The following is a 20,598-nucleotide window of genomic DNA, read 5'->3' as shown; positions in this document are numbered from 1 at the left end:
AATACGATATCGGTTCAGAAACGCCCCTTAGCGCGGGCTGGCGATAATTTATCGCTATTCGGGCTCCTTTCGCTGACCGACCAAACCCGCGCCGCAGAGCCGTATATCGCCAAGTTAGAAATTTAACGCCTTGGAGGTGGCAGCCCCTCCCGCCAACTACCCTGCATCTGCCGTCCTAGACCGCCATTGCCCTTTTCCACCGCGCCACCCGCACGGAAAAGCTTGTTGGCAAAACCTTCGAAAAACCCGCGAAAAACACACCACTTTACCGCCGCCACCCTGCTTTCCCTGGCGCAGCCGTCTAGCTCGGAACACTCCAAACGGTCAGGTTATTTCCACTTCTAAAACACCGGCCAGCAGGCCAGCAAGTTCCAGACCGGCGCCCCCGGCATTGCCGGCACCCTGCCAGAGTGCCATCGCCTCTCGCTTCTGCCTGGACAGGTCCGCCTGCACATAGGTGGCCGAAAGACCCGGCATCGCGTGATTAAGCAGCAGTTCCGCAACTAGGTAGTCCACGCCCAGCAGCGCCCACCCCGCCCGTGCCAGCTTGCGCAGGTCATGGCTGGACCATCCTCCACCACTCACCGCCCGGATACACTCCTGCGCCGCCGATGACGACAACGGCTGCCCCCGATCCCCTGGGAACAGGAAGACACTGTGCTTCCACGCCTGAACGCCCTGATACCAGCCCAGCAGAGCCACCAGCGCAGGCGACAGCGGCAACTCCAACCGCGTCCGAGTCTTCGTCCTCTCCGCCGGTATCACCCAGACCGCCGCGCCCAGGTCGAAGTCCGACCAGCGGGCACGCCGCGTTTCCCCCACTCTCGCCCCGGTGGCCAGCATCAGCAGCGGCAGCAGTGCGGAGCTCGGCTTACTCGGGAGCAGTGCTACCAGCTCAGCCGCCAGCGCCGGCACGTCCTTCGGCAACAAACGAGCTTCTTTCGGCTTCAACGGACCCAAGCCGAAGTCGCTGACCTTCACTCCCTCCAAGGGATTGCTGGGCAGCAGACGCAACGCCTGCGCTGCGTGAATGGCCGCAACTAACATTCGGTAGCCGTGCACCACCGTGGCCGGCGCCAAGATCCGGCGCATCGGTTGTATCAGCAGCCGATCCACCAACTCCCGGTCGAGCGTGGCCAACAGCACAGGCCCCAGACGCGGTAGCAACCAATTGCCGACCATCGAGCGATAGCCTGCCTTGCGACTCCCCGACACCATCCGGTCATTCAGCAGCCGATTCAGATGCCAGGCCAGCAGATCGCCCACCGTGAGCAACGCCCCGCTCATCCTGGTCGGTTGCGCCCCGCCAGCCCGCGCCGAGCGGATAGCCGGCAAGGCGTCCTGGAAATCATTCCAGGTCATCACCGGCCAGTTGCCGGCCTTCTTCCACTTGCCGTCATGCCGCACATCCCAGGTACCTTGCCGGCGGTCCTGGCGGAATCGCAGGCGCACCCCCGGATACCTCGCATCGCGCAAGTCGCGCACGTCCTCATCTGCCGCCGCGCGCCTGATCGCTGCATCACTGAACTCGATGTATCGCGTCTCACCCATCGCACACCTCACCACCTGACCGACCAACTTAGCAGCCAGCCCGATCACGACCACGCCGCACGTACGCTTCTACCTGATCACCTTCGGCCTGCCGGTGAAGATGATGACGACACCTGCGACGTCGACTTCGACCTGGCGGTGAAGATACCCCGACGCCACCTTCGACCTCGCGGTGAAGACACCTTCGACGTCACCTTCGACCTCGCGGTGAAGGTACCCTCGACGCCACCTTCGACCTCGCGGTGAAGACACCTTCGACGTCACCTTCGACCTCGCGGTGAAGGTACCCTCGACGCCACCTTCGACCTCGCGGTGAAGACACCTTCGACGTCACCTTCAACCTGGCGGTGAAGACACCTTCGACCTGATGGGCAGCAGCATGCGGATTTTCTGGCGCCGCCCTCAAAACAGCTATTCACTGGTCAACCTGCTTTTGACTTCAGCAGTCGTGTCATCGTTTTCGAGCTTATTGGTGGGAATTAAGGCAACGCGGACAGCATTACCAGATAACCCTGTACGCTCTTGTACCCCCTCAATCTGAAGCCCTAGAGAAGAATTTAGAGTCGACGCGGTAAAGCTTTTTTCTTCTCTTTTCTTCTCTTCTCTTCTCTGGTCACGCTTTTCGGCGCAATTTGTCCGCACCTTGTCCGCAAGCTGTCCGATTCCAACGCGGACAGAATCAGACTTGCGAGATGCGCGCTTTCGCTCACTATCATTAGCCCGGCGCTTGGCAGATTTTCCGTTGTGAGTATCAAAGCTAGGCATTGCAAGGCCACCTCCTTCACATTCGACCAGCCAATCAACGGCGACCATTGCCGCTGAAAACCCAGACCAGCCAAGTACACCATCGAGAACTTTCAAGCTGTAGCCGGTGAGCACCCCGTCAACCGAATGCGTGTCGAATACGCACCAGGTTGCATGGAGCGCACCGACCACCCGCAATCTGTCCGCTTTCAATGCGGACACCATGCTGAACACTTTCGGGTGTGTCTGAAGGTCAACCCGCATCTTTATCCAGTCACCCGCCATGGCTCATCCCACCATTGTTGTGGAAGATGAAAGTGCTGTGCGGATGCGCCGCCGACAGAAGCATGTCGCCATCGGAGAGCAGGACGAAGAAGCCCGTTGGATGGCCCGGCTTGTCGCCCAATGCAAGGAAGCGAGTGATCTTCCCGGCAGGGCTCTGAACGTCATCGCTTGGCCTGTAGTGATCCTGATATCGGTCTGGGGTATTCATCACGAAGTATCCGAAGACTGGGTCGAATACCGGTAAAGGTGCGACGATGGACGCGCCCACCACTGAGGCAATCCAGTGCCGGGCACAGCCGGACGCCCTTACGTCCGGCTTTTTTATACGCGCAGGTTTTCTGGGCGGATGGCCTCCAGCAGCTCGCGGACGGCAGCCGTCGGCCATGCCAAGCGCCCGGCAATGCGAATGCACTTCACAGGGCCATCGTTGCGAACGGCCCAATTCCGCAGGGTCTGCGGCTGGCGGTTGAGGTAGTAGGCGGCTTCCGCCGTGGTGAGACTCGGACGTTCGATGGCGTCCAGGGACTTGAAAGTGTTCATGTACTGCTCCCGTTAGTACCGAATAATCCGGTGTACGGGTTCAACATTATTCACACACTCAGCGCCAAGTCACGGACACCCACTCCCGCAAGTGACTGTCCACTAAATGCCTTTCTTCAGCCGCGCCTTCTTACGATTGAGTGTTCGGACTACAGTGTCAGTATCTCGATCATCGGCACTGCCCTGCTCTCCCTCTACTTCGCCGTGATCCTTCAGCCGCTTCATGAGCTTCTGTCTATTCCTGCGGCGTAATTCTCGCAACGCAGACAGCAAGTCCGGCCCGGCGGGATCATCCACCAGTAAATTCAACAGCGTCTGCATGGCCTCGCTCTCGTCTTGGTTGATAGGTACCTCGTCGATCAACTTCCCATAGAATGAATCCCACAAGTCGTTCAGGCTTTCGATTGACCGAAACGGCTCAAGGCTTGGATGCAGTGTTCCATCAGCCTCAAGCGGCAACCTGAACTCATCAATTCCGGCACGCGCAACTTTCAACCGCATAGTGATGTATCGCTGCGCCTCGCTCATTGCACAGCCCTCAATCGCGACCCCTCGATGACAGGCAGCGGCACGCCGGCCTGCTCCAGCATCCACACCTCGAAACGCTCATGGTGCAGGCGCAACAGGTCGAGGGGGCGCACCTTGTAGTGCCGTTCCTGGGTCGCGCTCGGCTTATGTCCACCGATCTGTGCAATGACCCCGGAGGGTAACTCCAGCCACTCGGACAGGCTCACGAACGAACGGCGCAGATCGTGAGGCGTGACCTCGACTCCCGCCACGCTACAGGCACGGTCGAGTGCGTGGTTCACTTCAGAGATGCGCCCGGATTTGCTGGTGGGGCTGGAGAAGACCCATTGATTGCGCGTCGGCAGGCCGGTAAGCAGACGCTCGACATAGGGGGTCAACGGGATTGTCCGCGTGCCGTCGCGGCCACCCTTGCTGGCATCCTTGTCGCGGATCGTCAGGCTCGACCACTTCCAATCAATGTCTGACCACTTCAGGTCCAGCAGCTCACCCGGCCTTGAGCCGATCAGCAGCAGGGATTGCAGGTAGGCGGCGATAACGGGGTTATCCAGGCCGCGCACCGCAGCGAACCAGGCTGGTAACTGTTCCTTCAGTAGGCAGCCCTGCTTGGCTTCAGCCCGGCCCAACCTTTCCCTGGCACGCTTGGTGATGGCCTGGTCGCCAGCCACCACCGCCCGATACTCAGGCTCATCTGCAGCCCAGCGTAGGAACGCCTTCAGGCAGCGCATCGCTAGCCTTGCTCGGGTGGGCCGCGTGGCGCCCTCCTTCGTCGCCCAGCGTTCCAGGGCTTCGCCGCTCAATTCCGATAAGGGAAGCAGCATCAGTGCGTGCAGCGGCCCGGCCACCGTCTTTCCGGCACCTCGTTTGCGCTTCTCGCCACCGGCCTGTGCCAGTTTCAGATGGTCCTGGTAATGGGTATCACCCCAATGTGGTTGGCGGTCCTTCAGGTAGTTGGCCCAAGCCTGTCCCAACGTGACCGCCTCCAGCCGGGCCTGCTCCGATGCGGCAGCGGCTGCGGCCTCGTTGTCTTTCTTCAACTGGCGGGGATCACGGCCCGCGTCCAGTTCAGCCTGAAACCGACGAGCCACGACTTCCGCATCGGCAATGCTTTTTCCTGGCCAGTCACCAATGGTGATGCGGACCACCTTGCCCAAGTAGCGGCCTTGCCAGATGAACGCCTTCTTTCCCGCCGTTACACGGACGGCCAGCCCTGCCTGCGAAGCACTCCAATAGAAGTCCTGTCCGCCGACAACGGCCGGTGGCAACAGGTCATTGATGCGCTTCACCGTCAACGAGAATCGCTTGCTCTGCCCCATAACCACCCCGAATCTTTGTAAGCACTTTGTAAGCATCCGGTCGAAATTTTGCGGTATACCGGCGAATACTTCAAGCTCAAAAACACCAATGAATACTGGGCAGAAACCCTTAATCCATCAACGCTTCGGGATGATCTGGGATGACAAATTATGAGGACTCATAATCCTTTGGTCCACGGTTCGAGTCCGTGTGGGCCCACCATCAAATCAGGAGCTGCAGCGCTGCTGCAGTTTCGAGATTGCCTCATCAGATTCAGCGCTCGATAGCGCAGCTTGCCTCCCTGGCCATGCGCCTTCAGGCGCTTGATGCCCCGCGCTGGCATTCCCCTCAGCTGAACGTGCCGCGTACCAAACGCTTGCACCGCCACTAGCCTGACAAACTCGCAGAAATCTTCCAGGTCGCCCTGGTACGCCGGCGCGTGCCCGACCTGTCGAGGCTGGCGAACCACTCGACCGCTACCAATCGCCACGCTGGAAATACAGTTTCGGTCAGGTCGTGTCTTAGACAATAATGCTGCAGCGCTGGCAGTCGCCCTAAGAGCACCTGCCCATCATTTTCTGAAGTAGCTGAGTCTATCTCGAACACATCAAGGCGGCCTCACCCACAAAAGTAACCGAGGACCACCAACGCGTTAAGGAAGAAACCTGACATGGCCGTACCCGAAAAGCTGAGAGAACTGGTTTCACTGTATGAAGAAAACAGAACGGAATACCGCTCAGGTAAATTCAATGAAACACAGGCAAGAATCCAGTTCATCAATCCGCTGTTCGAGCTTCTGGGCTGGGATGTCAGCAACAAGAACGAGTACGCCGAGCTTTACAAAGATGTCGTTCACGAAGACGCGGTAAAAATAGGCGGAAGAACCAAGGCGCCCGATTACTCGTTTAGAATTGGTGGCGCGAGAAAATTCTTTCTCGAAGCGAAGAAGCCTGCAGTCCCGGTCACAGACGACATACCCTCAGCCTACCAACTCCGGCGTTACGGTTGGAGCGCCAAGCTTCCTCTATCGGTACTGTCCAATTTTGAAGACCTTGCCATTTACGATTGCCGCATCAAGCCGGAGCCCTCGGACAAGGCTAGCAAGGCACGCGTCAAGATCTACCACTTCAAAGACTACGTAGAGCACTGGGACGAAATCTATTCCATCTTGTCCAAGGAGTCCGTTCTCAGAGGCTCTTTCGATAAATTCTCCAACGACGCCCGCAAGAAAAGAGGCACGGCACAGGTAGATGATGCGTTCCTGGATGATATCGAGTCATGGCGAGAAGCCCTGGCCAAAAACATCTTCCAGCGAAACAAGACGCTCAGCATTCGAGAACTCAATACCGCCGTCCAACGAACGATAGATAGAATCGTCTTCCTGCGGATCGCTGAAGACCGCGGCATCGAGCCCTACGGAACCCTCGGCAATCTCAAAGGCACCAAGAACATCTACGCCGCGCTCTGTGATCTTTTTCGCAAAGCGGACGCTCGCTACAACTCCGGCCTCTTTCACTTTGATGAAGCAGACGGCTCCCAGGAAACACTCGATAACTTCACGCTAACCTTAAAAATTGATGATAAAGTCCTGCACGAAATCATCAAAGGACTTTACTATCCCGACAGCCCCTATGTGTTCAGCGTTTTGTCTGCGGACATCCTTGGGCAAGTCTATGAGCAATTCCTTGGCAAGGTAATAAGCCATAGCAAGAACGCCATTACGATCACGGAAAAGCCGGAAGTCAAAAAGGCCGGCGGGGTCTATTACACCCCCTCGTACATTGCCGAGTTCATCGTCGAAAACACCATTGGAAAATGGGTAAGCGGTCGCACCCCCAACCAAGTGTCTGGCAATGATGCGAGAGTCAAGGATTCTGCGCCCTTACGGATCATCGACCCCGCGTGTGGCTCTGGCTCCTTTCTCATCGTCGCCTACCAGTACCTGTTGAATTGGTACTGCACGAAATATGTAGAAGAAAACGCAGAAAAACACGCCAAAGGCAGAGATCCTAAGCTCTACTATGCGGCGGGCGGTGAGTGGCGCCTCACCATTGCGGAAAAAAGACGCATCCTGACCACGCATATCTTTGGCGTGGACATTGACCCACAGGCCGTAGAGGTCACCAAGCTGTCCCTCCTGTTGAAGGTGCTTGAGGGTGAGAACGGCGACGTCGTTTCCAGCCAGATGGACCTTTTCAAAATGCGCGTACTTCCCGACCTCGGGAAAAACATAAAGTGCGGAAATTCTCTTATCGGTGACGACTTCTACGAGCTTTTCGACGCCGACAGCTTGTCACTGGACGAACGACTGTCAGTCAACACGTTCAACTGGGACAGGGAGTTCTTCAAAGGATTCAAAGGGAAATTCGATATTCTAATCGGAAACCCTCCGTACCTTTACTCGTCTGCCGGCGAGAACAAGAAATATTTTTCAGAACACTACAAATATTCCCAATACCAAACCGACTTCTATCAGTACTTTATCGAGAAATCCTACGCGCTTGTCAAAGATAACGGTGTCATCTCTTACATCGTCCCAGACTCGTGGCTAAACTCTTCGAACTTTAGCAACCTTCGCAAGCTCATGGTTGAAGTCAACGGCGTCAACACGCTGGTGTTCTTCGACTACCTGGTCTTCAAGTCAGCCAGTATCGAAAACACAATCTTCATCGGCTCTCCGGCCCAGAGCAATTCAATTTCTGTCGTTCGATCATCGGCACCTGGCGTGTTTACTGACTACGCTGTCCTTGATACCTCGAAGGTCATAGCGCGAGGTATCATTGACCCCCGGTACACCGAAGCGGACGAGAAAATCATAGCCAAGGTGGACACGTTCTCTCCCGCCAGCGAGCGGTATGATATCAACCGCGGCCTGCACGCTTATCGCACCGACGGTTATGGGAAATCCGTCTATCAAGACGGCCCCCAAACAAGAGCTGATAAAGATAATCGCTCTTATCATTCCGAAGTCAAACTTAACGACACCTACCTGCCAGAAATTCGCGGCCGGGATGTCGGTTTTTTTGATTATTGCTACAGCGGAAGCTTCATTTCATACGGCGACTGGCTGGCCGAACCGCGCCCAGAGCGGTTCATGAGAGAACCCAAAGTCGTTCTCAGGAAGACACTTGGCAGAAGGCTATCTTGCGCGATTATTGAAGAGCCCGCTGCTGTGGACCAGGCACTGTATATCGCTATTTCCAAAAACAGTTCGGCAGACGATCTGAAGCTGCTTGCCGGCCTGGCAGGGAGTACGTTCGGCGCGTGGTACATCCGTACAAAGTATGCGATCTATGACCGCCTGCACCCCTGGTACACGAAAAAGAATCTTGCCGATTTCCCCATTCCGGAATCGACTTCATCGATCATCTCTGTCTATGAAAAGATCACTTCCAAGCGCGCCAGATTCAAGGAGTCAAAGCTTGAGCAGGAGCGAAACCTGCTTCTCGCGGACATTGAACGGCTTGAGACTTCCCTGGATGACGCCGTCTTCAATGCCTATGGCCTGACAGACAGCGAGAAAGCGGTCGTACTGTCAGGGGCTCTCGATTAAGGAAACCTTGCACATGACAAAGCCGTGCGAATGCGCGGCTTTTCTATTTCCGCCCAGATCTACTCTTTGCTGCGCAGCGTGGTTTGCCGAGGGTTGTAGAACGTGCTGTTGGCTGGGATGTCACGGGTTACCAGCGACATGGCGCCGATGACCACATTGTCTCCGATGTTGATGTGATCGGCGATGATGCAACTGTTGGCCCCCAGGCTGACGTTGTCGCCTATGTGCAGCGCGTAGTGTTCCAGGCCAAGGGTCTTGATCCCGATCGAGCAGTTCTGGCGGACGAAGAAATTGCGGCCAATGGTCACGTGCCGGGTAATTACCACGCCCGGCAAGTGGGCTATGCGCAGGCCGGGTGCGATCTGCGCACCAATGTCGATGTCCACGGCGTACTTCAGGTTCAAGCGCTGCTGCATGCGCCGGGCATGGCTACGGGCCAGGCCGCCGCGGGCGTCGAGGTATTGCGCCAGGCGGAAAGCGAAGAGATAGCGAAGTTTATTGTCCATGCGTGCACGTCGCAGAACATTGAACAACAGGCTGATGCGGCGTCCGGGCCCTTTCTTGTTGGAGACTTCCATCCTCCAACATTCGAGCAGGTCGGCGAACTTCACACCGGGACTCCACTGAAACGGTTCATTATGATGCCGCATAATTGGCCGTTATGCACTCGGCCTTGCCCTGTTCCCCTATGGCTGGCTAGGCTAGCCAGCCCACTGCAGAGACTCGCCATGCCGGATTCGCGCCCCATCACCCTCGACGAAATCGACCGCCAGTTGATCGCACTGCTACAGATCAACGCCCGCGAGAGCGTTGCCACCCTGGCACGCCAGCTGGGCATCGCCCGCACCACCGTCAACTCGCGCCTGGCGCGGCTGGAAAAGGGCAAGGTCATCACCGGCTATGGCGTGCGCCTGGGCCAGCGCCTGATCGGTGGCGGCCTGCAAGCCTACGTCGGGATCAAGGTGCAGCCGCGTTCCGGCAAGGAAGTGGTGCGCCGCTTGAGTGGCATGGGGCAAGTGCAGCAGCTGTGCGCGGTGAGTGGCGAGTTCGATTATGTGGCCTGGTTGCGCAGCGATACGCCAGAGCAGCTGGACCAGTTGCTGGACCAGATTGGCAGTGTCGAGGGCGTCGAGAAGACCACCACGTCGATCATTCTGAGCAGCAAGGTCGATCGCGGCCAGCCGGCCTAGCTCGCTCCTTTGGCGGAATCGTCAAGATCGATCGAACCTTCGTCGTTATGACGAAACAACTTACATTCAGCCATCACTCTGCATCTTAATTACGAACATCCCTCTTCATAAAATGACCCCCAGGCATCTCCTATACTCAGGCTCCGCCCTTCGCGCAGCCGCTCTGGCAAGGTCACTTCATGAACAAGAACAACCGCCACCCCGCCGACGGCAAGAAACCCATCACCATCTTCGGCCCGGACTTCCCTTTCGCCTTCGACGACTGGCTGGAGCACCCTGCCGGCCTGGGCAGCATTCCCGCCGAGCGCCACGGTGAAGAAGTTGCCATTGTCGGTGCCGGCATCGCGGGCCTGGTAGCCGCCTACGAGCTGATGAAGCTGGGCCTGAAACCCGTGGTGTACGAGGCGTCGAAGTTGGGTGGCAGGCTGCGCTCCCAAGCCTTCAACGGCACCGACGGCATCATCGCCGAGCTCGGCGGCATGCGCTTCCCGGTCTCCTCCACCGCTTTCTATCACTATGTAGACAAGCTGGGCCTGGAAACCAAGCCCTTCCCCAACCCGCTGACCCCTGCCTCGGGCAGCACGGTAATCGACCTGGAAGGCCAGACCTACTACGCCGAAAAGGCCAGTGACCTGCCCGAACTGTTCCACGAAGTGGCCGACGCCTGGGCCGATGCGCTGGAAAGCGGTGGCCAGTTCGCCGAGATCCAGCAGGCAATCCGCGACCGCGACGTAACGCGCCTGAAGGCACTGTGGAACAAGCTGGTGCCGCTGTGGGACGACCGCACTTTCTACGACTTCGTCGCCACCTCGCGCTCGTTCGCCAAGCTCAGCTTCCAGCACCGCGAGGTATTCGGCCAGGTCGGCTTCGGTACCGGCGGCTGGGATTCGGACTTCCCCAACTCGATGCTGGAAATCTTCCGCGTGGTGATGACCAACTGCGACGATCACCAGCACCTGATCGTCGGTGGCGTCGAACAGGTGCCGCAAGGCATCTGGCGCCATGTGCCAGAGCGCTGCAGCCACTGGCCCGAGGGCACCAGCCTCAGCTCGCTGCATGGCGGCGCGCCGCGCACCGGCGTCAAGCGCATCGCCCGTGCCGCCGATGGACGCCTGGCGGTCACCGACAACTGGGGCGACACCCGCCACTATGGCGCTGTCCTTGCCACCTGCCAGAGCTGGCTGCTGACCACCCAGATCGACTGCGAAGAATCCCTGTTCTCGCAGAAAATGTGGATGGCCCTGGACCGCACCCGCTACATGCAGTCGTCGAAGACGTTCGTCATGGTCGACCGGCCGTTCTGGAAGGACAAGGACCCGCAAACCGGGCGCGACCTGATGAGCATGACCCTCACCGACCGCCTGACCCGCGGTACCTACCTGTTCGACAACGGTGACGACAAACCGGGGGTGATCTGCCTGTCCTACGCGTGGATGAGCGACGCCCTGAAGATGCTGCCGCACCCGGTGGAAAAACGCGTGCAGCTGGCCCTGGATGCACTGAAGAAGATCTACCCGAAGACCGACATCGCCGGGCACATCATCGGCGACCCGATCACCATTTCCTGGGAAGCCGACCCGCACTTCCTCGGCGCCTTCAAGGGCGCACTGCCAGGCCATTACCGTTACAACCAGCGCATGTACGCACACTTCATGCAACAGGACATGCCCGCCGAGCAGCGTGGCATGTTCATCGCCGGCGACGATGTGTCATGGACCCCGGCCTGGGTCGAAGGCGCGGTGCAGACTTCGCTGAACGCGGTGTGGGGTATCATGAATCACTTCGGTGGCCAGACCCACCCGGACAACCCTGGCCCGGGCGATGTGTTCGACGAGATCGGGCCTATCGCCCTGGCCGATTGAGACAAGGAGGCAGCATGCGCATCGCTCTGTTCCAGGGCGCACCCAACCCGCTGGACGTGCCCGGCAACCTGCAACGGCTGCGCCACCAGGCGCAACGGGCGGCCGAGCGCGGCGCCCAGCTGCTGGTGTGCCCGGAAATGTTCCTGAGCGGCTACAACATCGGCCTGGAGCAGGTCGAGCGTCTGGCCGAGGCCGCGGATGGTCCTTCGGCCATGGACGTGGTGGAGATCGCCCAGGCCCACCGCATCGCCATCGTCTATGGCTACCCGGAGCGCGCCGAGGATGGCGCCTTGTACAACAGCGTGCAGTTGATCGATGCCCATGGCCGCAGCCTGTGCAATTACCGCAAGACGCACCTGTTCGGTGAGCTGGACCGCTCGATGTTCAGCGCCGGCGCCGACCACTTCCCGGTCGTCGAACTGGAAGGCTGGAAGGTCGGGCTGTTGATCTGCTACGACATCGAGTTCCCGGAGAATGCCAGGCGCCTGGCGCTGGCAGGCGCCGAGCTGATTCTGGTGCCGACGGCGAACATGACGCCCTACGATTTCGTCTGCCAGGTGACCGTGCGCTCGCGGGCGCAGGAGAACCAGTGCTACCTGGTGTATGCCAACTACTGCGGGGCGGAAGGCGAGATCCAGTACTGCGGGCAGAGCAGCATCATCGGACCGGATGGCAGCCTGCTGGCGATGGCCGGGCGCGATGAGTGCCAGTTGCTGGCGGAACTGGAGCATGAGCGGGTGGTACAGGGGCGCGAAGCGTTTCCCTACCTGACAGATCTGCGCCAGGAGCTGCATTGGCATAACGCCTGACGGCCCTATCGCCGGCAAGCCGGCTCCCACAAAGACCGCGCTGCTCTGCTCTCCTGTGGGAGCAACTTTCTAAAAGCTGATGCGATTCCTGTGGGAGCCGGCTTTCCGGCGATGAGGCCGGGCCTGCCAGTACAAATGGGTTAGCATGAACACCTGCCCCGGAGTTCCCATGCCTGACGCCACCCGCCATCTCACCCTCGCCAACGGCCTGCGTCTCACCCTGCGCCACACCCCGCACCTCACGCGTGCGGCGGCGGCATTGCGGGTGCATGCCGGCAGCCACGATGCGCCGCCCAAATGGCCTGGCCTGGCCCATTTCCTCGAACACCTCTTCTTCCTAGGCACGCCTCGCTTTCCGCTGGCCGATGGCCTGATGCGCTACGTCCAGGCCCTGGGTGGCCAGGTCAACGCCAGCACCCGCGAGCGCACCACCGACTTCTTCTTCGAGGTGCCGCCCGCCGCCCTGGACGGTGGACTGCAGCGCCTGTGCCAGATGCTTGCCGAACCCGACCTGACCATCGATCGCCAGCGCCGCGAGCGGGAAGTGATCCACGCCGAATTCATCGCCTGGTCGCGCAACCCGCAGGCCCAGCAGCAGTTCGCGTTGTTGCAATCGGTGGGTGCAAACCATCCGCTGCGTGGATTTCATGCCGGCAACCGCTACACGCTGGCCTTGCAGGATCCTGCCTTTCAGCGGGCTCTCGCCGGTTTCCATGAACGCTTCTATCGAGGCGGGCAAATCACCTTGAGCCTCTGCGGCCCGCAAACGCTGGACGCGCTCGAACAGCTTGGCCGGCAAGCCGCCAGCCTGTTCGCGCCTGGAGAGCCTGTAGCGCAGTTGCCACCGCCCGCTTTATCGACAACACCGACTACACAAGTCTTTGCCCATGACCACCTGCCCAATGGCGCCGAACAGGCACTGGAATTGCTACTTGCCTGCCTGAGCGACAACAGGCCAGGCGGCTGGCTCGACGCACTTCGGCTGCGAGGCCGGCTGCAAGGGTTCAAGGCGCAAATGCTGTACGGCTTCGCCGGGCAAGTGCTCTGGCACATCGACTTGCAGCCAAGTCCAGACGCCAGCGCCGATGAAGCCTGGGCCTTGCTACACGGCTGGTTCGGGTTCCTTCGCCAGCTTGACCCGGCGCAGCTCAATGCCGAGTTCAGGCTCTTGCAGCAGCGCCGTGAACGCAGCGCCAGCCCGCTGGAGTTGGCCCGCCGAGACAGTGCAGGCCAACCGTTCGCGGCGCTGGATAGCCAAGCTCTGCACGCGCTGCAGTCGCTACTCGCACAATTGCCGTGCCGCGAACAGGGGCAATGGCAACTGCCCGCCATCGATCCGCTGCTGCTGGACGCACTGCCTGCTGCCAAGGCATACCCTCTGCCCGCAGCTGTTGCGTTCTGCGACCAACTGCCTGCGGCGCGCCAGTACGCAGCGCTTTACTTGCGCTGGCATATACCTTCAGCACTGCGCCTGCCTCTGCACGCCGCGCTGGAACGCGCCCTGCGCCCTCTGCAGCAGCGTTGTGAGCGCGCCTCATTGCAGTTGCAATTCAGCGCCGCAGGCGAGTATTGGCAACTGCGCTGCGCCGGGCATCCGGCTGCGGTGATTCGCGCTGTAGAACTGGCACTGGCCAGCTTGCGCGTACCTTCACCAGACAGTTGGGACACGCCAGTGAATCAGGCCCCTGCCTTGATCCCGATCAGAGCACTGCTTGAGCGACTGCCTGATGCCGTACTGGGTACCGCCGCCGAACCCGCGCCCGCCGGCACCCTCGGGCAACAGGTACTCGAAGACGCATGGCAACACAGCCGCTGGCATGGGCTGTCCGTGGGCTTCGACCAGACCGCCCGCGATGCGCTTGGCGCCGTACTGCAAGGCTGCCCTGGCCATGCTGGCAAGCCGGACGCTTCGCCCGCGTGGCAGGGCCATCGCTGGCACCACGCCCAGGTCCCCGGCAACGAACATGCGCTTCTGCTGTTCTGCCCGCTGCCGGCTCGGCAGCAAGCCTGCGGCCGCCTGCTGGCCCAGCTGCTGCAGGGGCCGGTGTACCAACGTCTAAGGGTCGAGCTGCAACTCGGCTACGCGGTGTTCAGTACCTTCCGTCAGATCGAGGGCGTGGGCGGCCTGTTGTTCGGTGTGCAGTCGCCACACACCCGCCACGGTGAAATCATCGACCATCTGTGGACCTTGCTGCGCCAGGGCGTGACGCTCGACCCAAGCGCCCGCCAAGTACTGGCCGAGCAATTCGATGCAGCCGCCATGGCCAACGACGATCTCGCGCAATGGCTGTGGCAGACGCACCTCGCAGTACAGGACGACGAGCTGGCATCGCTGCGCGCGTCTATTCTGAGCACGCACCAGACAGATCTGGACGAGCTGCTTGATGCGATGCTCGACGAGCAATCCCCTTGGCTCTGCCTGGCCAATTCAGCCGCGGTGGCAGGACCCTGGCGCTAGGATTATTACATCGGCTGCAAGAGCGCTTTTCGAAGAATTAACCTTCCGGTACAAATTTTTCTTGTAAGATAGCGCAATCCCAGCCAATGGAACCTCCTGCGCAAGGTGGCATCCCAACAAGTAGCTGATCATCCCAACCCATTCGGAAGGAGTCTCCCATGTGGACCAAACCTGCATACACTGACCTGCGTATCGGCTTCGAAGTGACCATGTATTTCGCCAACCGCTAAGCCTTGCTTGCGGCTCGACGCCTCGGCCCGCCGGGGCGTCGTCGTTTTTCAGATATGCTTTTCGGATAAAGAGCCAAGCCATGTACATCCAGATTCTCGGCTCCGCCGCCGGCGGCGGTTTCCCCCAGTGGAACTGCAACTGCGTCAACTGCAAGGGCTATCGCGATGGCACCCTGCGCGCCACGGCACGCACCCAGTCGTCCATCGCCTTGTCCGACGACGGCGAGCACTGGATCTTGTGCAATGCCTCGCCCGACATCCGCGCCCAGCTCCAGGCCTTCGCGCCCATGCAGCCGGCGCGTGCCCTGCGCGACACCGGCATCGACGCCATCGTGCTGCTCGACAGCCAGATCGACCACACCACGGGCCTGCTCAGCCTGCGCGAAGGCTGCCCGCACCAGGTCTGGTGCACTGACATGGTCCATCAGGACCTGAGCACCGGCTTCCCGCTGTTCACTATGCTCAGCCACTGGAACGGTGGCCTGCAGTGGAACCGCATCGAACTCGAAGGCAGCTTCGTCATTCCGGCCTGCCCCAACTTGAGGTTCACGCCCTTCCCCCTGCGCAGCGCCGCGCCACCCTACTCACCGCACCGCTTCGACCCGCACCCGGGCGACAACCTTGGCCTGTTGGTCGAGGACACGCGCAGCGGTGGCAAGCTGTTCTACGCACCCGGCCTCGGCCAGGTCGATGACAAGCTGCTGGCGATGATGCACGGCGCGGATTGCCTGCTGGTCGATGGCACGCTGTGGGAAGACGACGAAATGCAGCGCCGCGGTGTCGGTACCCGCACTGGCCGCGAAATGGGCCACCTGGCGCAGAACGGCCCTGGTGGCATGCTCGAAGTGCTGGACGGTTTTGCGCACCAGCGCAAGGTGCTTATTCACATCAACAACACCAACCCGATTCTTGACGAAGACTCTCCAGAGCGCGCCGAAGTGGTCCGCCGCGGGGTGGAAGTCGCCTACGATGGCATGAGCATCGAGTTGTAATGCACGCGGTACCTGTAGGAGCTGGCTTGCCAGCGATGAGGCCAGCCTGGACAGTGAAGATACCAGGCAAGGGCTTCGCCCTTGATCGCCGGCAAGCCGGCTCCCACAGGTTGCTGCTCCCGCGAGGCATTTTCTGTTCTACAGGAGCCAGCTGAATGAACGACGCACTGCCACTGTCCCCGGCCGAATTCGAACAGGCCCTGCGCGCCAAGGGCGCCTACTACCACATTCACCACCCGTACCACGTGGCGATGTACGAAGGCCGCGCCAGCCGCGAGCAGATCCAGGGCTGGGTAGCCAACCGTTTCTACTACCAGGTCAACATCCCGATGAAGGATGCCGCGATCCTGGCCAACTGCCCGGACCGCGAAATCCGCCGCGAGTGGATCCAGCGCCTGCTCGACCACGACGGCGCGCCAGGCGAGGATGGCGGTATCGAGGCCTGGCTGCGCCTGGGCCAGGCCGTGGGCCTCGACCCGGACCAGCTGCGCTCCCAGGAGCTGGTGCTGCCCGGCGTGCGCTTCGCCGTCGACGCCTACGTAAACTTCGCCCGCCGCGCCAGCTGGCAGGAAGCGGCCAGCAGCTCGCTGACCGAGCTGTTCGCCCCGCAGATCCACCAGTCGCGCCTGGACAGCTGGCCGCAGCATTACCCGTGGATCGACCCCGCCGGCTACGAGTACTTCCGCACCCGTCTGGGCCAGGCCCGGCGTGATGTGGAACACGGCTTGGCGATCACCCTGCAGCACTACACCACGCGGGCAGGTCAGGAGCGTATGCTGGAAATCCTGCAGTTCAAGCTCGATATCCTCTGGAGCATGCTCGATGCCATGAGCATGGCCTACGAGCTGAACCGCCCGCCTTACCATTCCGTCACCCAGGAACGGGTGTGGCACAAAGGAATCGTCCTATGAGTCTTGATCGCAAACAGGTGCCGAACTGGCGCCCCGGCTATCGCTTCCAGTACGAGCCGGCGCAAAAAGGCCATGTGCTGCTGTACCCCGAGGGCATGATCAAGCTCAACGACAGCGCCGGCCTGATCGGCGGCCTGATCGACGGAAAACGCGACGTGGCGGCGATCATTGCTGAACTCGAACAACAATTCCCTGGTGTGCCCGAGGTCGCCGACGACATCGAGCAATTCATGGAGGTGGCCCGTGCCGAACACTGGATCACCCTCGCCTGAGGTGCCGGTCGGCCTGCCGCTGTGGCTGCTGGCCGAGCTGACCTATCGCTGCCCGCTGCAGTGCCCGTACTGCTCCAACCCGCTGGACTTCGCCGAGCAGGGCAAGGAGCTGACGACCGCGCAATGGTTCAAGGTCATGGCCGAGGCACGCGAAATGGGCGCCGCGCAGATCGGCTTTTCCGGCGGCGAGCCGCTGGTGCGCCAGGACCTTGCCGAGCTGATTGCCGAGGCCCGGCGGCTGGGCTACTACACCAACCTGATCACCTCGGGCATCGGCCTCACCGAAGCGCGCATTGCCGCCTTCAAGGAGGCCGGCCTGGACCATATCCAGATCAGCTTCCAGGCCAGCGACGAGCAGGTGAACAACCTGCTGGCCGGCTCGAAGAAAGCCTTTGCGCAGAAACTGGAGATGGCCCGTGCGGTGAAGGCCCACGGCTACCCGATGGTGCTCAACTTCGTCACCCATCGGCACAACATCGACAAGATCGACCGCATCATCGAACTGTGCATCGCCCTGGACGCCGACTTCGTCGAGCTTGCCACCTGCCAGTTCTATGGCTGGGCGCACCTCAATCGCCTGGGCCTGCTGCCAACCCGTGAGCAACTCGAGCGCGCCGAGCGCATTACCAACGAGTACCGGGCGAAGCTCAAGGCCGAGGACAACCCGTGCAAGCTGATCTTCGTCACCCCGGACTACTACGAAGAGCGCCCCAAGGCCTGCATGAATGGCTGGGGCAGCCTGTTCCTGACCATCACCCCGGACGGTACCGCCCTGCCCTGTCACGGCGCCCGGCAGTTGCCGGTGCAGTTCCCCAACGTGCGCGACCATGACCTGCGGCACATCTGGTACGACTCGTTCGGCTTCAACCGTTTCCGTGGCTATGACTGGATGCCCGAGCCCTGCCGCTCGTGCGACGAGAAGGAAAAGGACTTCGGCGGCTGCCGTTGCCAGGCCTTCATGCTCACCGGCGATGCCAGCAAGGCCGACCCGGTGTGCGCCAAGTCGGCCGACCACGGCATCATCCTCAAGGCCCGCGAGGAGGCGCAAACCGCCGAGCTCGCCATTGAACAGATGACCTTCCGCAATGAACGCAACTCCCGTGTCATCGCCCGCGGCTGAATTCAGCGCCGCTCAGGCCGTCGCCGCCGGCACCGACTTCGCCGAGCTCAAGGTCAGTGACCAAGGGCTGTTCTGGAACGAGTTCCGCCCGGCCGACGGCGCCTGCCGGGTCTGGCGCTGGCACGGACAACAGGCCAGTTGCCTGACGCCAGACGGCTTCAGTGTACGCAGCCGGGTCTACGAATACGGCGGCGGCAGTTTCTGCCTGGGTGGCGACGGGCTGCTGTTCGTCAACGAACAGGACCAGCAGGTCTATACCCAGCCACTGGAAGGCGGCGCCCCCCGCGCACTGACAGGCGATAGCGCCAGCCGCTACGGCGATGTGCAGTGGCACAGCGGCAAGGTGCTGGCCGTGCAAGAGCGCCATGGGCAGTCGGTGCAGCACCGTCTGGTCGCTTTCGACGAACGCACCTTGGAGGTACTTGCCGAGGGCGCCGACTTCTATGCCTCGCCCACCTTGAGCGGCGATGGCCAACGCCTGGCCTGGATCGAGTGGGACCGCCCGGCACAGCCCTGGACGGTCACGCGGCTGATGTGCCGAGCACGTGATACCGAAGGCAACTGGGGACAGGCGCGCTGCATTGCAGCGGCTGACGAATCCCTGCAGCAACCGCGCTTCGACGCTGCAGGCCAGTTGTACTGCCTGTCCGATCGCAATGGTTTCTGGCAGCCGTGGGGTGAAATCGACGGTCACTGGCAAGCCTTGCCTGCAGAGCCTGCGGACCATGCCGCCGCGCCCTGGCAGCTTGGCGCCTGCACCTGGCTGGCACTGGGGCCGCAAGCCTACCTGGCCAGCTGGTTCGAAGACGGCTTTGGCCAGTTGGGGATGCGTACCACTGATGGCCGGATGGAACGCTACGCCAGCGCCTATACCCGCTTTCGCAGCCTGGCCATGGATGGTGAACACCTCTACGCCATCGCCGCATCGCCCATCAGCCCGCCCGCCGTCATCGCCATCGAGCGCGCCAGCCACGAGGTGCGCATCCTGGCAGGCGGCGCCGACGTTTTACCGGCAGCCTGCATCAGCCTGCCCAAGCCGATCCACTACGACAGCGGCGGCGAAATTGCCCATGGATTCTTCTACCCGCCAGCTCGCGCGCAGGGCCCAGCGCCGCTGGTGGTGTTCATCCACGGCGGTCCGACTTCCGCCTGCTACCCAGTACTCGACCCGCGCATTCAGTATTGGACCCAGCGGGGTTTTGCGGTTGCCGACCTGAACTACCGCGGCAGCACCGGCTATGGCCGTGCGTATCGCCAGGCGCTGCACCTGCGTTGGGGTGAAAGCGATGTGCAAGATGCCTGCGCTGCCGTCGAGCACCTGGCTGCGCAAGGCTTGATCGACCGGCACAAGGCCTTCATTCGCGGCGGCAGCGCAGGCGGTTACACCACCCTGTGTGCCCTGGCTTTCCAGAATGTGTTCCGTGCAGGTGCAAGCTTGTACGGCGTCAGCGATCCCATTGCCCTGGGCCGTGCCACGCACAAGTTCGAAGGCGATTACCTGGACTGGCTGATCGGTGATCCGCAGCACGATGCCGAGCGCTATCGCCAGCGCACCCCGCTGTTGCATGCAGCGCAGATCAACGTGCCGGTGATCTTCTTCCAGGGCGAACTGGATGCCGTGGTGGTGCCGGAACAGACACGCTCGATGCTGGAAGCGTTACGGGCCAACGGCATCGAGGCCGAAGGGCACTTCTATGCGCAGGAGCGGCATGGCTTGCGCAAGGCCGAGAACCTGGCGCATGCGCTGGAGGAAGAGTGGAAGTTCTATTGCCAGGTGTTGGGACAGTAACGGCCAATCGCCGGCAAGCCGGCTCCCACAGAAGAGCGCAATACTCAAGGACTGTGAGATCCCTGTGAGAGCCTACTCCCACAGAAGAGCGCAACACTCAAGAACTGTGGGATTGCTGTGGGAGCCTGCTCCCACAGAAGCGTACAACACTCAAGAACTGTGGGATCCCTGTGGGAGCCGGCTTGCCGGCGATGAGGCCCTGCAGGCTAGCGCTTGGCGATGATGTACACCGCATGCACGATGCCCGGAATGTACCCCAGCAAGGTCAGCAGAATGTTCAGCCAGAACGCCCCACCGAACCCCACCTGCAGGAACACGCCCAGCGGCGGGAGGATGATGGCGATGATGATGCGTACGAAGTCCATGCGAGTCTCTCCTCAAAGGGTCTAAACAGAGACTAGCCGCGCCAGACAGAGGTTCCACAGGCAAAAAAAAACGCCCCTGGCCAAATGAAACAGGCCAAGGGCGATG

The 20,598-nt window shown here is 60.9% G+C and carries 19 protein-coding genes and 1 tRNA gene; 12 read left to right on the top strand and 8 right to left on the bottom strand.

Annotated elements, in window-relative coordinates; all coding sequences use genetic code 11:
* Nucleotides 1–324 precede the first annotated feature (324 nt).
* The 6 genes from ACIPZB_RS02720 to ACIPZB_RS02695 form a co-directional block, all read right to left on the bottom strand.
* Nucleotides 325–1,551, bottom strand: a complete 1,227-nt coding sequence (locus ACIPZB_RS02720; protein WP_400638898.1) for a tyrosine-type recombinase/integrase — start codon at nt 1,549–1,551, stop codon at nt 325–327.
* Nucleotides 1,552–1,962: 411 nt separating this feature from the next.
* Entirely contained in the window at nt 1,963–2,580 is a 618-nt protein-coding gene (locus tag ACIPZB_RS02715; RefSeq protein WP_400638897.1) for a hypothetical protein, read from the bottom strand.
* Nucleotides 2,570–2,788, bottom strand: coding sequence for a hypothetical protein (locus tag ACIPZB_RS02710; protein ID WP_400638896.1), 219 nt, complete (start codon nt 2,786–2,788; stop codon nt 2,570–2,572). Before ACIPZB_RS02710 ends, ACIPZB_RS02715 begins: the two co-directional genes overlap by 11 nt.
* A 113-nt stretch (nt 2,789–2,901) precedes the next feature.
* Entirely contained in the window at nt 2,902–3,120 is a 219-nt protein-coding gene (locus ACIPZB_RS02705; protein ID WP_400638895.1) for a hypothetical protein, read from the bottom strand.
* A 102-nt stretch (nt 3,121–3,222) separates the two neighbouring features.
* Complete coding sequence (locus tag ACIPZB_RS02700; RefSeq protein WP_400638894.1) at nt 3,223–3,648, bottom strand: hypothetical protein; 426 nt, start codon at nt 3,646–3,648, stop codon at nt 3,223–3,225.
* Nucleotides 3,645–4,961, bottom strand: coding sequence for a tyrosine-type recombinase/integrase (locus ACIPZB_RS02695; protein WP_400638893.1), 1,317 nt, complete (start codon nt 4,959–4,961; stop codon nt 3,645–3,647). Before ACIPZB_RS02695 ends, ACIPZB_RS02700 begins: the two co-directional genes overlap by 4 nt.
* Before the next feature lie 127 nt (nt 4,962–5,088).
* On the opposite strand from ACIPZB_RS02695, the gene ACIPZB_RS02690 reads away from it, so the two are divergent.
* Both ACIPZB_RS02690 and ACIPZB_RS02685 read left to right on the top strand, forming a co-directional pair.
* Nucleotides 5,089–5,163, top strand: a tRNA-Ser gene (locus ACIPZB_RS02690).
* Between the two features lie 448 nt (nt 5,164–5,611).
* On the top strand, nt 5,612–8,494 hold the full coding sequence (locus tag ACIPZB_RS02685) for an Eco57I restriction-modification methylase domain-containing protein (protein WP_400638892.1): 2,883 nt from the start codon (nt 5,612–5,614) through the stop codon (nt 8,492–8,494).
* Between the two features lie 59 nt (nt 8,495–8,553).
* Here ACIPZB_RS02685 and ACIPZB_RS02680 read toward each other — a convergent pair whose 3' ends face one another.
* On the bottom strand, nt 8,554–9,072 hold the full coding sequence (locus ACIPZB_RS02680) for a serine acetyltransferase (RefSeq protein WP_400638950.1): 519 nt from the start codon (nt 9,070–9,072) through the stop codon (nt 8,554–8,556).
* 150 nt (nt 9,073–9,222) lie between these two features.
* Here ACIPZB_RS02680 and ACIPZB_RS02675 point away from each other — a divergent pair, with 150 nt between their 5' ends.
* The 10 genes from ACIPZB_RS02675 to ACIPZB_RS02630 all read left to right on the top strand — a co-directional run bounded on the left by ACIPZB_RS02675 (nt 9,223) and on the right by ACIPZB_RS02630 (nt 20,127).
* On the top strand, nt 9,223–9,684 hold the full coding sequence (locus tag ACIPZB_RS02675; protein WP_008091161.1) for an Lrp/AsnC family transcriptional regulator: 462 nt from the start codon (nt 9,223–9,225) through the stop codon (nt 9,682–9,684).
* A 179-nt stretch (nt 9,685–9,863) separates the two neighbouring features.
* Nucleotides 9,864–11,546, top strand: coding sequence for a flavin monoamine oxidase family protein (locus tag ACIPZB_RS02670; RefSeq protein ID WP_400638891.1), 1,683 nt, complete (start codon nt 9,864–9,866; stop codon nt 11,544–11,546).
* 14 nt (nt 11,547–11,560) lie between these two features.
* Complete coding sequence (locus ACIPZB_RS02665) at nt 11,561–12,355, top strand: carbon-nitrogen hydrolase family protein (protein WP_400638890.1); 795 nt, start codon at nt 11,561–11,563, stop codon at nt 12,353–12,355.
* Nucleotides 12,356–12,524: 169 nt separating this feature from the next.
* Nucleotides 12,525–14,813 (top strand): pyrroloquinoline quinone biosynthesis protein PqqF, encoded by a 2,289-nt coding sequence (gene pqqF, locus ACIPZB_RS02660; protein ID WP_400638889.1) that lies wholly within the window; start codon nt 12,525–12,527, stop codon nt 14,811–14,813.
* A gap of 158 nt (nt 14,814–14,971) precedes the next feature.
* The gene (gene pqqA / locus ACIPZB_RS02655) at nt 14,972–15,043 is read left to right on the top strand and encodes a pyrroloquinoline quinone precursor peptide PqqA (RefSeq protein WP_003243383.1); all 72 of its coding nucleotides are present in this window, start codon (nt 14,972–14,974) and stop codon (nt 15,041–15,043) included.
* An 80-nt stretch (nt 15,044–15,123) separates the two neighbouring features.
* Complete coding sequence (gene pqqB / locus ACIPZB_RS02650; RefSeq protein WP_400638888.1) at nt 15,124–16,035, top strand: pyrroloquinoline quinone biosynthesis protein PqqB; 912 nt, start codon at nt 15,124–15,126, stop codon at nt 16,033–16,035.
* Between the two features lie 155 nt (nt 16,036–16,190).
* The gene (pqqC, locus tag ACIPZB_RS02645; RefSeq protein ID WP_400638887.1) at nt 16,191–16,946 is read left to right on the top strand and encodes a pyrroloquinoline-quinone synthase PqqC; all 756 of its coding nucleotides are present in this window, start codon (nt 16,191–16,193) and stop codon (nt 16,944–16,946) included.
* Entirely contained in the window at nt 16,943–17,218 is a 276-nt protein-coding gene (gene pqqD / locus ACIPZB_RS02640) for a pyrroloquinoline quinone biosynthesis peptide chaperone PqqD (RefSeq protein WP_400638886.1), read from the top strand. The genes pqqC and pqqD overlap by 4 nt, the downstream gene beginning before the upstream one ends.
* Nucleotides 17,190–18,338, top strand: a complete 1,149-nt coding sequence (gene pqqE / locus ACIPZB_RS02635; protein WP_008091148.1) for a pyrroloquinoline quinone biosynthesis protein PqqE — start codon at nt 17,190–17,192, stop codon at nt 18,336–18,338. The genes pqqD and pqqE overlap by 29 nt, the downstream gene beginning before the upstream one ends.
* Nucleotides 18,304–20,127 carry a prolyl oligopeptidase family serine peptidase gene (locus ACIPZB_RS02630; protein WP_400638885.1) on the top strand — a complete coding sequence of 608 codons (1,824 nt, stop codon included), beginning with the start codon at nt 18,304–18,306 and terminating at the stop codon, nt 20,125–20,127. The genes pqqE and ACIPZB_RS02630 overlap by 35 nt, the downstream gene beginning before the upstream one ends.
* A gap of 206 nt (nt 20,128–20,333) precedes the next feature.
* On the opposite strand, the gene ACIPZB_RS02625 is transcribed toward ACIPZB_RS02630, so the two are convergent.
* Nucleotides 20,334–20,492, bottom strand: a complete 159-nt coding sequence (locus ACIPZB_RS02625; RefSeq protein ID WP_008095322.1) for a YqaE/Pmp3 family membrane protein — start codon at nt 20,490–20,492, stop codon at nt 20,334–20,336.
* Between the last annotated feature and the right edge of the window lie 106 nt (nt 20,493–20,598).

The organism is Pseudomonas sp. NPDC089396 (assembly GCF_044749545.1).
In the GTDB taxonomy this organism is placed as follows: domain Bacteria; phylum Pseudomonadota; class Gammaproteobacteria; order Pseudomonadales; family Pseudomonadaceae; genus Aquipseudomonas.
Note: the sequence above shows the minus strand (reverse complement) of the source record. Positions and strands in the feature narration are given on the sequence as shown.

Excerpts from the sequence above, each read along its gene's own strand:
- ACIPZB_RS02720 (WP_400638898.1), bottom strand. The coding sequence starts at position 1,551 with ATGGGTGAGACGCGATACATCGAGTTCAGTGATGCAGCGATCAGGCGC.
- ACIPZB_RS02715 (WP_400638897.1), bottom strand. The coding sequence starts at position 2,580 with ATGGCGGGTGACTGGATAAAGATGCGGGTTGACCTTCAGACACACCCG.
- ACIPZB_RS02710 (WP_400638896.1), bottom strand. The coding sequence starts at position 2,788 with ATGAATACCCCAGACCGATATCAGGATCACTACAGGCCAAGCGATGAC.
- ACIPZB_RS02705 (WP_400638895.1), bottom strand. The coding sequence starts at position 3,120 with ATGAACACTTTCAAGTCCCTGGACGCCATCGAACGTCCGAGTCTCACC.
- ACIPZB_RS02700 (WP_400638894.1), bottom strand. The coding sequence starts at position 3,648 with ATGAGCGAGGCGCAGCGATACATCACTATGCGGTTGAAAGTTGCGCGT.
- ACIPZB_RS02695 (WP_400638893.1), bottom strand. The coding sequence starts at position 4,961 with ATGGGGCAGAGCAAGCGATTCTCGTTGACGGTGAAGCGCATCAATGAC.
- ACIPZB_RS02685 (WP_400638892.1), top strand. The coding sequence starts at position 5,612 with ATGGCCGTACCCGAAAAGCTGAGAGAACTGGTTTCACTGTATGAAGAA.
- ACIPZB_RS02680 (WP_400638950.1), bottom strand. The coding sequence starts at position 9,072 with ATGGAAGTCTCCAACAAGAAAGGGCCCGGACGCCGCATCAGCCTGTTG.
- ACIPZB_RS02675 (WP_008091161.1), top strand. The coding sequence starts at position 9,223 with ATGCCGGATTCGCGCCCCATCACCCTCGACGAAATCGACCGCCAGTTG.
- ACIPZB_RS02670 (WP_400638891.1), top strand. The coding sequence starts at position 9,864 with ATGAACAAGAACAACCGCCACCCCGCCGACGGCAAGAAACCCATCACC.
- ACIPZB_RS02665 (WP_400638890.1), top strand. The coding sequence starts at position 11,561 with ATGCGCATCGCTCTGTTCCAGGGCGCACCCAACCCGCTGGACGTGCCC.
- pqqF (WP_400638889.1), top strand. The coding sequence starts at position 12,525 with ATGCCTGACGCCACCCGCCATCTCACCCTCGCCAACGGCCTGCGTCTC.
- pqqB (WP_400638888.1), top strand. The coding sequence starts at position 15,124 with ATGTACATCCAGATTCTCGGCTCCGCCGCCGGCGGCGGTTTCCCCCAG.
- pqqC (WP_400638887.1), top strand. The coding sequence starts at position 16,191 with ATGAACGACGCACTGCCACTGTCCCCGGCCGAATTCGAACAGGCCCTG.
- pqqD (WP_400638886.1), top strand. The coding sequence starts at position 16,943 with ATGAGTCTTGATCGCAAACAGGTGCCGAACTGGCGCCCCGGCTATCGC.
- ACIPZB_RS02630 (WP_400638885.1), top strand. The coding sequence starts at position 18,304 with ATGAACGCAACTCCCGTGTCATCGCCCGCGGCTGAATTCAGCGCCGCT.
- ACIPZB_RS02625 (WP_008095322.1), bottom strand. The coding sequence starts at position 20,492 with ATGGACTTCGTACGCATCATCATCGCCATCATCCTCCCGCCGCTGGGC.